The sequence below is a fragment of the Kocuria sp. JC486 genome (genome assembly GCF_011602805.1).
Taxonomy (GTDB): domain Bacteria; phylum Actinomycetota; class Actinomycetes; order Actinomycetales; family Micrococcaceae; genus Kocuria; species Kocuria soli.
In genome coordinates this window covers 1-11,872 of sequence record NZ_JAAOZS010000036.1, presented here as the reverse complement: position 1 = coordinate 11,872, position 11,872 = coordinate 1, and the positions used below count along the sequence as shown (strand labels likewise).

General features: G+C 67.2%; 11 protein-coding genes. 9 read left to right on the top strand and 2 right to left on the bottom strand.

The window, feature by feature from the left end:
- Window positions 1-127: 127 nt before the first annotated feature.
- Together GWK18_RS12440 and GWK18_RS12435 are read right to left on the bottom strand one after the other, a co-directional pair.
- Window positions 128-1,303, bottom strand: a complete 1,176-nt coding sequence (locus tag GWK18_RS12440; RefSeq protein WP_166835603.1) for an FAD/NAD(P)-binding oxidoreductase — start codon at window positions 1,301-1,303, stop codon at window positions 128-130.
- The gene (locus GWK18_RS12435) at window positions 1,300-1,950 is read right to left on the bottom strand and encodes a TetR/AcrR family transcriptional regulator (protein WP_166835601.1); all 651 of its coding nucleotides are present in this window, start codon (window positions 1,948-1,950) and stop codon (window positions 1,300-1,302) included. The genes GWK18_RS12440 and GWK18_RS12435 overlap by 4 nt, the downstream gene beginning before the upstream one ends.
- A 162-nt stretch (window positions 1,951-2,112) precedes the next feature.
- Here GWK18_RS12435 and GWK18_RS12430 point away from each other — a divergent pair, with 162 nt between their 5' ends.
- The 9 genes from GWK18_RS12430 (at window position 2,113) to GWK18_RS13500 (ending at window position 11,825) form a co-directional block, all read left to right on the top strand.
- Window positions 2,113-3,672: an MFS transporter gene (locus tag GWK18_RS12430; RefSeq protein ID WP_166835599.1), complete on the top strand. Its 1,560-nt coding sequence runs from the start codon at window positions 2,113-2,115 to the stop codon at window positions 3,670-3,672.
- Between the two features lie 59 nt (window positions 3,673-3,731).
- A complete protein-coding gene (locus GWK18_RS12425; protein ID WP_166835597.1) occupies window positions 3,732-3,950 on the top strand; it encodes a heavy-metal-associated domain-containing protein in 219 nt (72 codons plus the stop codon).
- A gap of 1 nt (window position 3,951) precedes the next feature.
- A complete protein-coding gene (locus tag GWK18_RS12420) occupies window positions 3,952-4,914 on the top strand; it encodes a heavy-metal-associated domain-containing protein (RefSeq protein WP_166835595.1) in 963 nt (320 codons plus the stop codon).
- The gene (locus GWK18_RS12415; protein ID WP_166835593.1) at window positions 4,904-7,246 is read left to right on the top strand and encodes a heavy metal translocating P-type ATPase; all 2,343 of its coding nucleotides are present in this window, start codon (window positions 4,904-4,906) and stop codon (window positions 7,244-7,246) included. The genes GWK18_RS12420 and GWK18_RS12415 overlap by 11 nt, the downstream gene beginning before the upstream one ends.
- Window positions 7,247-7,288: 42 nt before the next feature.
- Window positions 7,289-7,558 (top strand): YHS domain-containing protein, encoded by a 270-nt coding sequence (locus GWK18_RS12410; RefSeq protein ID WP_166835591.1) that lies wholly within the window; start codon window positions 7,289-7,291, stop codon window positions 7,556-7,558.
- A 101-nt stretch (window positions 7,559-7,659) separates the two neighbouring features.
- On the top strand, window positions 7,660-8,238 hold the full coding sequence (locus GWK18_RS12405) for a YdhK family protein (RefSeq protein ID WP_166835589.1): 579 nt from the start codon (window positions 7,660-7,662) through the stop codon (window positions 8,236-8,238).
- Between the two features lie 35 nt (window positions 8,239-8,273).
- The gene (locus GWK18_RS12400; protein ID WP_166835588.1) at window positions 8,274-10,439 is read left to right on the top strand and encodes a heavy metal translocating P-type ATPase; all 2,166 of its coding nucleotides are present in this window, start codon (window positions 8,274-8,276) and stop codon (window positions 10,437-10,439) included.
- Between the two features lie 17 nt (window positions 10,440-10,456).
- Window positions 10,457-10,771 (top strand): metal-sensitive transcriptional regulator, encoded by a 315-nt coding sequence (locus tag GWK18_RS12395; protein WP_166835586.1) that lies wholly within the window; start codon window positions 10,457-10,459, stop codon window positions 10,769-10,771.
- 505 nt (window positions 10,772-11,276) lie between these two features.
- Complete coding sequence (locus GWK18_RS13500; protein ID WP_166835584.1) at window positions 11,277-11,825, top strand: AraC family transcriptional regulator; 549 nt, start codon at window positions 11,277-11,279, stop codon at window positions 11,823-11,825.
- The last annotated feature ends 47 nt before the right edge of the window (window positions 11,826-11,872 follow it).

Genomic DNA, 11,872 nt, shown 5'->3' with positions numbered 1-11,872 from the left:
GTGTGGTAACCCACATCTTGCCCGGAGGCCTTCATCTACCCCGCGTGTTCACAACCTGCCGGGGAAGTACAACTAGGGCCTGTCGCCCCTGGTAGCGACGGGAGCCTGCTGTGCCCGAGAGTCGCAACTAGATCCGGATTGGATCGAGGTTGTGCAGGCGTGGGATGTGCTCGCGCACCAGTGTCCCGGCATCTATGCCCGTGAAGGCGACGGGAGTGTCTGCGTGGTAGTGGGCGACCAGCAACGGATCGGAGGAGATGACACGCGCGTGGGTGCCGAGCCCGGGATGGCCGGCACCGAGGAGCGTGTGACCGTGGACTCGTACGGAGAATGTCGATGTCGGCAGGTAGACGCCAGGGTCTGTTGCGAGGTCGAGATCGTGAAGAAGGGCCGTGGCCGCGTGTGTGCCTTGCGCTGCGGAGTCGTCCCAGTGGTCGATGCGATAGGACCGAGAGCCGGGGTAATGGTGCACCGCGACTCCGCCGGCTGCGTAGATGCGCTGGCCTGGCGCCTGGAGGGAGCGGAGGCGGCTGTCCACGGGCATGCCTTCTGGACCTGTCCACGGAGCGGGGGCCGCGGGCGCTGTCCCGTGGGCAACGATGACGAAGTCGCCTTCGACGCGCGTGTCGTCATCGAGGGTGATGGACGTGCGGTCGGCGTGGGCGCGGATCGCGCGCAACCGCCGTCCCAGGTAGGCAGCGTGCTGAGGCTGATGCAGCTCAAGTAGCCTGCGAGCGATCGGATCACCGATCGAGGAGGCTCCCGGCGTGTGGGACCGGGTGATCAGGGCGACGTCGTGACCGGCATCCGTCAGAAGGGATGCGGTCTCTGAGGCGACGAGGCCCCCGCCGAGCATGAGCACTCGCGCCGGAGTGGCCTCGGCCAGACGGGTACGCACACGCACCGCGTCGGCCATGGAGTGCAGAGTGGTCAGTCGACCAGTGTCCAGGGCGTGATCACGGCCAACGATGTCTTCTTCGAGATGGACGGGCCGGCTTCCGGTGGCAACGATAAGGGCGTCGAAGGCGCGTCTTTCGCCGGAGTCGAGGCGTACTTCGCGGGTGCGCGGGTCAACGCCGCGCACCGTGTCCGCGGTGGCCGCCACCCCCGCGATCGGAAGGGCGGCCTGGCCCGGTTCGAGCAGACCGATCGCCACGCCCTTGTTGACCAGGGTCCGGTTGGACGGCTCCTCGCCGGTACGAGCGAACAGCTCGACCTCGATACCCGTATCTGCGCTCGTGAGGGTCTTGGCGGCTGCGTTTCCGGCTGCGCCGGCACCGATCACACCGACAGTCAGGGTCATCGGGCCTCCCCCTCTCCGGCGGCGCTCGAGGCGAATGCTGGCAGCAGGATCGCGTCGATGAACCACGGTGCGTCATCGGCATCCAACCGACCGGTCCGCACCTCTTCCGCGGCACCGTTCATCACCACGTGAGTAGTGGTCAGCAGCCAGGAGACCGGTAGGTCGACGCGGAATGAACCTTCTCGCTGGCCACGCAGCAACAGTCCGCGCATACGAGCCTCAGCACTCTCGTGCATCTCTCGGATACGAGCGGCTGGCAACTCCTTCTGCGCGGCAGCCAACAGGGCCCGGGACTGATCGACGAGTACCCAGCTGGAGGCGACCAAGCGCTGAAAGGCCTCGGTGGCATTGCCGTCGAGAGGCACGCCCTCGAGGACCTCCTCGCCTCGGGCGAGGCTCTCGATGAGGGCTGCTTCGATGAGCTCGGCCCGTGTCTGGAAGTGGCCGTAGAGAGTTATACGGCCCACGCCCGCCTCGGCCGCGATGTCGGCAACCGAGGCATCCGGGTTCTTCCGGATGGCAGTGACCGTGGCCGCGAGGATGCTCGCGCGATTGCGCTGGGCATCTGCCCGGCGGTTGGCCGGTCTGGTCGATGTGGTCGGCGCTCGCCTGGCACCGTGAGTCGCGGGGGCCTTCTTCGTCGGCATCGTCCACCTCACAAGTCGTATGGGAATGTATGAGATAGTGTAGCCGTTGCAACCCGTACACCGATGATCGAGTTACGGTGTCGTCGCCCAACCCGGCGACGCAATCACAGGAAGGAGCGGCACGACCATGAGACCAACACGAACGAATCCAGGGGGTGCGCCATGACCGGTCAGCACACCCCAGCCCCCAAGGCGGGAGCGAAGCAGTGGTGGGGCCTCGCGGTGCTCGTGATCCCCTCGACCCTGCTGTTCATGATGCTCACGATCCTGTTCTTGGCCGCACCGAACATGGCAGCGGACCTGAACCCGTCGAGCACGCAGCTGCTGTGGATTCTCGACATCTACGGCTTCGTGATGGCCGGGTTCCTCGTCGCGATGGGCGTGCTCGGCGACCGCGTGGGCAAGCGCCTGCTCATGGTCATCGGCGCGATCCTGTTCGCCGCGGTCTCCATCGCGGCCTCACTGACAACCGTCCCTGAACTGATGATCGTCTGGCGGGCCCTGCTGGGGCTGGCCGCGGCGATGATGGTCCCGGCGACCCTCGGGCTGATATTCGTGCTCTTCGCCGATGCGAAGCAGCGCGGCGTGGCCATCGGCGTGTGGGCCGGCGGCATCTCCGCCGGTGTCGCGCTCGGCCCGCTGCTCTCCGGTGTCCTCTTGGAGGGCTTCGGCTGGCAGGCGACGTTCCTCGTCGCGGTGCCGATCATGGCCCTGGTCGCGATCGGCGCACCGATCCTGGTGCCCGAGCACAAGGACCCGACCGCGAAGATCGACCTCTTCAGCGCCATCTTGCTCGTCGGCGGACTGCTGGCCATCATCTACGGCATCAAGCGCTTTGCCGCTCAGGAGCCGGTCGGCCCCTCGATCGGGCTGCTGGTCGCCGGCGTGTTGATCGGCCTGTGGTTCGTGATCCGGCAGCTGCGGGCCAAACAGCCGCTGCTGGATGTGCGGCTGTTCGCCAACCGCACCGTCTCCGGGGCGCTGGCGGTGTTCCTGATCTCGGCCGCAGCGCTCGGTGGCGTGTACTCACTGTTCACCCAGTACCTCCAGCAGGTCCAGGGTCTCTCGCCGCTGCAGGCGGGTCTGTCGATCCTGCCGGCGGCCGCAGTGCTGATCGTCGTCTCGACGCTCTCTCCGGTGTTCGCCCGAAAGTTCCGGCCCGGCAACGTGATCGCGATCGGCCTGCTCACCCAGGTCGTCGGCTACTTCCTGTTCACCCAGCTCGACGCCGGCACCGGCCTGGCGCTGGTGATCGCGAGCTTCGTCATCACCTACCCCGGCGTGGCCCCCTCGATGGCGCTGACGACCGACCTCGTGGTCAGCTCCGTGCCCCCAGAGAAGGCCGGCGGCGCGTCCGGGCTCGCGACCACCGCGAACGACCTGGGCATCTCCCTCGGTGTCGCAGTGATCGGCAGCGTCGGCATCGCCGCCTACCGCGGCAACATCGAGACCACCCTGCCCGACGGTCTGCCGCCAGAGGCTGCGGCCGCGGCCTCGGACAGCATCGACGGCGCCCTCGTCTTTGCGGGCGAGCTGCCCGGAGCGCTCGGTGAGCAGCTGGTCGGCGCGGCGCAGGCGGCGTTCACCGGCGGACTGAACACCGCCGCGATCGTCTCGGCCGTCATCGCCGCCGTGGCGGCGCTCATCGCCGCGACCCGGCTGCGTCACGTCCGCCCCACCGGGCAGGCGCAGGAGACCCCCGAGGACGCATCCACCCATTGACCCATACCCCCTTGGGGTATAGTCTGAATAACTCGTACACAAATGAAGGAGTTTTGATCATGAGCACGACGACCACTACCGAGTACCAGGTGACCGGCATGACCTGCGGGCACTGCGAGACCGCGATCCGCACCGAGGTCTCCGAGATCGCCGGTGTGACCGGCATCGAGGTCAGCGCCCAGACCGGGCGCCTGGCCGTGACCGCTGAGCAGCCCCTCGACGACGCCGCGGTCATCGCGGCAGTCGACGAGGCCGGCTACGCCGCCGTCAGGAGCTGACATGAAGGCTCCTGCACGGCTGGGCCTGTACGGGCTGGGGCTGGTGGCCGTGTTCGCCGTATCTGGATTCACGGCGAACGCGGTCATCCCCGAGGAGACCGTGCAGGCCTGGACAGAGGACACCGCAGAGAACACGCACCACGAGGAAGGAGAGACCATGAGCGGCGATGAGCACGCAGGACACGACGCGGGTACCGGGTCGCTGGGCCTGGGCATCGCGCAGGACAGCTACGAACTCACCGCCGTCACGGCCCCGACCGAGACCGGCACCGACGGCGAGCTGACCCTGACGGTCACCGGCCCGGACGGGCAGCCGGTCACGGACTTCGAGCTGGAGCACGAGAAGGAACTGCACCTGATCACCGTCCGCGCTGACGGGCAGCACTTCGCCCACGTCCACCCCGAGAGGAACGCCGAGGGCACATGGTCGATCCCGTGGCAGTGGGAGGCAGCAGGGTCCTACCGGGTCTTCGCGGACTTCGTGCCGGCTGAGACCGGGGAGGGCATCACGCTCTCCACGACGGTGCAGGTGCCCGGCGACTACGAGGCCGTTCCGGCCGAACCAGCCGCGGAGACCACAGTCGACGGCTACGACATCGCGGTCGAGGGTGACCTCGTCGCGGGCGAGGCTTCCGAGCTGACCATGACTGTCACCCGTGACGGGCAGCCGGTCACCGCCCTTGAGCCGTACCTGGGTGCGTTCGGGCACCTGGTCGCCTTGCGCGATGGGGATCTGGCCTACCTGCACGTCCACCCCCACGGGGACGCGCCGGAGGCGGGCGAGACGTCGGGGCCGGAGATCGTGTTCGAGGCGACCGCACCAACCGAGGGCCGCTACCTGCTGTTCCTCGACTTCCAGGTCGACGGACAGGTCCATACCGCGCCGCTGGTGGTCGACACGACCACCGGAGACGACGGCACGGCCGAAGACACGCATGAGGAAGGAGCAGACCATGAGCACTGACCAGTCCGCAGGCACTGACCAGTCCACGGGCACCGGTGTTGCCGGGATCGAGCTGCAGATCGGTGGCATGACCTGCGCCTCGTGCGCGAACCGGATCGAGAAGAAGCTCAACAAGCTCGACGGCGTCACAGCGAGTGTGAACTACGCGACCGAGAAGGCCAGCGTCAGCGGCACCGACCTCGACGCGACCGCGCTCATCGCCGAGGTCGAGAAGACCGGCTACACGGCCGCCCTCCCGGCCCCCGCGAAGGGAACTGCGGGAGGCGAGGAGGACGAGGGCGAGTCCCGTGAGGACGCCGAGCTGCGCACGCTGCGGCAGCGGCTCATCGGCTCCGCGGTCCTCGCGGTGCCGGTCATCGCGATGGCGATGATCCCGGCGCTGCAGTTCGACTACTGGGGCTTCGCCTCCCTGGTGCTGGCCGCACCCGTGGTGGTGTGGGCCGGCTGGCCCTTCCATAAGGCCGCGTGGATGAACCTCAAGCATGGTGCGGCGACGATGGACACCCTCATCTCCGTGGGTACGAGCGCGGCGATGCTCTGGTCGATCGTGGCCCTGTTCTTCGGCACTGCCGGACAACCGGGGGTGGTTCACCCGTTCGAGCTGACCATCTCTCGCAGTGACGGGCTCGGGCACGTCTATCTGGAGGTCGCGGCCGGGGTGATCACGTTCATCTTGCTCGGCCGTTACTTCGAGAAGCGCTCCAAGCGCCGCGCCGGGGCCGCCCTGCGTGCCCTGCTGGAGCTCGGAGCGAAGGAAGTCTCCGTCCTCCGAGACGGCAAGGAGGAGCGGGTCTCCATCGACGAGCTGAGCGTGGGCGATGAGTTCGTCGTCCGTCCCGGCGAGAAGATCGCCACCGACGGCACCATCACCTCGGGCAACTCCGCGATCGACGCGTCCATGCTGACCGGCGAATCCGTGCCCGTTGAGGTCTCCGAGGGCGACAACGTCACCGGTGCCACGGTCAACGCCGGCGGGCGCCTGGTCGTCAAGGCCACCCGCGTCGGCTCGGACACGCAGCTGGCGCAGATGGCCAAGATGGTCGAGGACGCCCAGTCCGGCAAGGCCGAGATCCAGCGGCTGGCCGACCGGGTCTCCGGGGTGTTCGTGCCCATCGCGATCGCCATCGCCGTCGCGGCCCTCGGTGCCTGGATCGGCGCCGGGTTCCCGCTCAGTGCCGGGTTCACGGCTGCGGTGGCGGTGCTGATCATCGCCTGCCCCTGTGCCCTGGGCCTGGCAACGCCGACCGCCTTGCTGGTCGGTACCGGGCGCGGTGCGCAGATGGGTGTGCTCATCAAGGGCCCCGAGACCCTGGAGTCCACCCGTAAGGTCGACACGATCGTGCTGGACAAGACCGGCACCGTCACCAGCGGCAAGATGACGCTGACCGAAGTCATCACCGCCAAAGGGGTCGACCGGGCCGAGCTGCTGCGCATCGCTGGTGGGCTGGAGGACTACTCCGAGCACCCCATCGCCCAGGCCATCGCCACCGGAGCCACCTCCGAGGTCGGGGACCTGCCCGCGCCGGAGTCCTTCGAGAACATCGAGGGCAAGGGCGTCCAGGGCGTCATCGACGGCCACGCCGTCCTCGCAGGACGCGAGTCCCTGCTGGCGGACTGGTCGATCCACCTCGACGAGGACCTCAAGGCCGCCAAGCGGGCCGCGGAGGCCGAGGGCAAGACGGCCATCGCCGTCGGCTGGGACGGTGCTGCTCGCGGCGTGCTGGTCATCTCCGACCAGATCAAGCCCACCAGCGCACAGGCTATCGCGCAGTTCAAGGAGCTCGGGCTCACCCCGGTGCTCTTGACCGGTGACAACCAGGCGGTGGCCGAGCAGGTCGCCTCCGAGGTCGGCATCGAGCAGGTCATCGCCGAGGTCATGCCCAAGGACAAGGTCGACGTCGTCGCCCGACTCCAGGACGAGGGCAAGGTCGTGGCGATGGTCGGCGACGGCGTCAACGATGCCCCCGCCCTGGCCCAGGCCGACCTCGGTCTGGCGATGGGTACCGGCACCGACGTCGCGATCGAGGCCGCCGACATCACCCTGGTGCGTGGCGACCTGCGGGCCGCGGCGGATGCGATCCGGCTGGCCCGGCGCACGCTGCGCACGATCAAGACGAACCTGTTCTGGGCCTTCGCCTACAACACCGCCGCGATCCCGCTGGCCGCCTTCGGGCTCCTGAACCCGATGCTCGCCGGCGCGGCGATGGCTCTGTCGTCGGTGTTCGTCGTCTCGAACAGCCTGCGGCTGCGGACCTTCAAGGCCCGTGCCGACGACGCCAGCGACCCGGCACCGGCCGGTCCGGCCCCGGCCCGGCAGCCGGTGCCGGCCTGATCCACCCATCCGTCATCACCCAACCATGAAAGGAACCATCTGATGACTGCACACGAGAACCTCAACCTGACCGACGCCTCCACCTCCGGTGGCAGCTGCTGCGGCCACAAGCCCAGCGCCGAGGCCGTCGCGCAGACCCCGGCAGCGGAGATGGCCGAGTGCCCGGTCATGGCTGGCACCCCGGTCGTGAAGGCCGACGCAGAGGCCGCCGGCCTCTACCGGGACTACCAGGGCGAGCGGTACTGGCTGTGCTGCGCCTCCTGCGGGCCGCTGTTCGACGCCGACCCCGACCGCTACGCCAACGCGGCCTGACCGCCCGTGGACATGGTTCCGCGTCTCTCGACCGAGAGGCGCGGAACCACGCCGTATCCGGCGCACCAGCGCCGGTCGGTTCACAGAAGGAGAGTCTTGAGATGAACAGACGCATCAGCATCCTCGTCGCCGCCGGCATCCTCGGCGGAAGCCTCGCTCTGGCAGGCTGCTCCACCGCGGACGACGAGGCAGGAACCCCATCGCAGAGCGAGGACGCACACGGCGGCCATGGGGGCCACGACGGCATGGACCATCCGGCCGACGGCGGCCCGGTGCCCGAGGGCATGACAGAGGCCACCGATCCGACCTACCCGGTCGGCACCGAAGTCACGCTGACGGCCGACCACATGGAGGGCATGGACGGTGCCACCGCCACGATCGTCGGCGCCTACGACACCTACACCTACGCGATCGACTACACCCCGGTCGGCGGCGGAGATCCCGTGACCGATCACAAGTGGGTCGTCCAGGAAGAACTCGACGGCGCCGGTGACGACCGTCTCGACGACGGCACCGAGGTGACCGTGACCGCCGATCACATGGAGGGCATGGACGGCGCGACGGCGACGATCGCGTCCTCGACCGACGAAACCGTCTACGTCGTCGACTACGAGGCCGACGGGATGGAGATGACCAACCACAAGTGGGTCGTCGACAGCGAGATCCAGCCCGCTTCCTAACCGACAGGAACCGGGCACGAAGGAACGGACAGATCATGAACGACCAGCACACCCACCACGGGGCCGCCGAGGCCGAGATTCACGAGCACGCCGGCCACCACACGCACGACAACCACTCGGCACACGAGTCTCACGGCGGCCACGAGAACCACGCCGGGCACGACTATGTCGGCCACGCGGGTCACGGCGGCCACGACCACGCAGATCATGGCGGGCATGGCGATCATGTCGGCCAGTTCCGGCGGCTGTTCTGGATCATGCTCGTCATCGCGATCCCGGTCGTGGGCTTCAACGACATGTTCGCCCACCTCATCGGCTACCCGCTCCCTGACGCCGAATGGGTGCGCTGGGTCTCCCCGATCCTCGGCACGATCATGTACGTGTGGGGCGGCTGGCCCTTCCTCACCGGCGGACTGGGCGAGATCCGCTCCCGCAAGCCCGGCATGATGTTGCTGATCGCCCTGGCGATCACGGTCGCTTTCCTCGCCTCCTGGGGAGCGAGCCTGCACCTGCTCAGCCACGAGCTCAACTTCTGGTGGGAGCTGGCACTGCTGGTGGTCATCATGCTGCTGGGCCACTGGATCGAGATGCGCTCCCTGGCCCAGACCACCTCCGCCCTGGACTCCCTGGCCGCCCTGCTGCCCGATGAGGCCGAGAAGGTCGACGGCGAGAACATCGTGAAAGTCGCACCCGCGGACCTCGCTGTCGGCGATGTCGTGGTGGTCCGTCCCGGCGCCTCGGTCCCTGCCGACGGAAAGATCGTCGACGGCAGTGCGAGCATGGATGAGTCGATGGTCACCGGGGAGTCCAAGACCGTGCGCCGCGAGACCGGCGAGCAGGTCGTGGCCGGCACCATCGCCACCGACTCCGGGTTGCGGGTCGAGGTCACCGCCACCGGCGAGGACACCGCCCTGGCCGGCATCCAGAAACTCGTCTCCGACGCCCAGGCCTCCTCCTCCCGCGCCCAGCGCATCGCCGACACCGCCGCGGCCTGGCTGTTCTGGTTCGCCCTCGGCGCGGCCGTCATCACCGCGCTCGTCTGGTCCCTGGCCGGTCTTCCCGACGACGCGGTGGTGCGCACCATCACCGTGCTCGTCATCGCCTGCCCCCACGCCCTGGGGCTGGCGATCCCGCTGGTGGTCTCCATCGCGACCGAGCGCGCCGCCCGCGGCGGCGTGCTCATCAAGGACCGGCTCGCGCTGGAGTCCATGCGCACCGTCGACGCCGTGCTCTTCGACAAGACCGGCACCCTCACCAAGGGCGAGCCCACCGTCACCGCCATCGACACCGCGAACGGTCACGACGAGCAGCGGGTGCTCGCCCTGGCCGCGGCCGCCGAGGCCGACAGCGAGCATCCCCTGGCCCGAGCCATCACCGGAGCCGCCAGCACCCGCGAAATCCAGGTACCGACAGCCTCGGACTTCTCCTCCTCCCCCGCAGTCGGCGTCAAAGCCACCGTCGACGGGACGGTCATCGAAGTCGGCGGCCCGTACCTGCTCCAGCAGCACTCGGCCAGCGAGCTGCCGATAGCTGATCAGTGGCGCGAAGAAGGAGCGATCATCCTCCACGTCCTCGCCGACGGCGAGGTCATCGGGGCGCTGCGCTTGGCTGACGAGATCCGGCCCGAGTCTCGTGACGCCGTTGACGCGTTGCATGCCGGCGGCGCGCAGGTCGTGATGATCACCGGTGACGCCCAGGCGGTCGCCGACACGGTCGCGGAGGACCTCGGCATTGACCGCGTGTTCGCCGGTGTGCGACCGGAGGACAAGGCCGCCAAGGTCAAGGAGCTCCAAGACGAGGGCCGCAAGGTCGCGATGGTCGGCGACGGCGTCAACGACGCCCCCGCCCTCGCACAGGCCGATGTGGGCATCGCCATCGGCGCCGGCACCGACGTCGCGATCGGGTCTGCAGGGGTCATCCTCGCGAGCTCTGATCCGCGCTCGGTGCTCTCCGTGTTCGAACTCTCCCGAGCCAGCTACCGGAAGATGAAGCAGAACCTCTGGTGGGCCGCCGGCTACAACCTGCTCTCCGTGCCTCTCGCCGCGGGCATCCTGGCCCCGATCGGGTTCGTGCTGCCGATGAGCATCGGCGCGATCCTCATGTCGGCCTCCACCGTCGTCGTCGCACTCAACGCACAACTGTTGCGTCGCCTCGACCTCACACCCGAAGCCAGCACCCACCGCACCCTCGAGCGCGACTGATACGAAAGGGAGAGACCATGACTAGCACCGTACCTTCTGCAGTCGAGACGGCGGAGCACGGCTACATCAACGACAAGAATCGCTATCTCGCGCGGATGAAGCGCATCGAGGGCCAGGCTCGTGGCATCCACCGGATGATCGACGAAGACACCTACTGCATCGACATTCTCACCCAGATCAGTGCGATCAATGCTGCCCTTCAAAACGTTGCGCTAGGGCTGCTCGACGACCACTTGAAACACTGCGTCGCAGGCGCCATCGATGGAGGTCAGGAATCCGAAGCCAAACTGAAGGAAGCCTCAGCGGCCATCGCGAGAATGGTCAGGTCATGAGGACAGTAGCTCCCGTACACGTCGCGATGATCGCCGCAAGGCTTCTGCTCGACCACGGAAGGGTCGAGATTTCTGTGAGACGTTGCTGCGCCACGGCACAGTGGGCGCTGAAAGTCACTGTCGACTAGGCAGGAGACACTGTCCCGGGCTCAGCAATCGCACCTTCGGCGAGTTCACGATGAATAACGCGCTCCAACCTTGCTTGCAGAATGCAGCTGAGCTGCTTTCTCCTCTCGAATGTCAGGAATCAGATACCCGCGTCCATGGCTACCAAGACCAGAGCACGGAATGGTTCCGACCGATACTCGCACGTACGACCACTGTGCACAGGCCGATCGGGCCCGTCGCGTACGACTGCGTAAAGCTCATTGTAGTAAGAGCCGGCTCTGCAATCTTGTACTGCCGCCATTGCGGCGAGAGGATCGTCCGCTATGGTGATGCAATTCTGATTGGTCCGTCCGTACTCGTGGGAAGTGAGCCTGAGGGATTCAACACCGTTACTACCGTGTATCTCGACACTGACTATGTTGTCGATCAGCTCTACTGGCAATACATCGGCATGCTTCGAGATCGCTTCGATGCGCAAGGACTTGCCGACACGATCTATACCAAGCCCGCTCAGATTCTCTCGCTCGGGACTGAGCGTGCGGGGCTGCTTATGCCATGGCTTGACGAACTCGTCTCTCTAAGTGTCGAAGGTTCTCCCCGGCATCGTTTCCATCGCATGCAATCGCTCTGGCTAAGCATCGCTGATCAGATTGCACCTCACGTGCAAGTGGCGCCAGGTTGCTTCACCGCCGACTCGCGAGCGACCGTCAACCCCAGCGCACCACGCTATCGGCACTTTTCCCCGCTGCGAGAAGAAGCATTGGCTATACAGCACATCCTAAGAAGCGACGTATCACGCCAGTGGACATTAGAGGATCTTGCTAGCCGAGTTCACCTTTCGCCGCGTCAGGTATCGCGGCTCTATTCCAATGCCTTCGGGAAGACGCCGTTGGCACACTTGCGGATGCTCCGGGTCCAAGAAAGGGGCTGCCGCACGAACAGGTGACAGTTCGGGTTTCAGGCCGCGAGGCTCACGGCCGGGTTCATGATGGT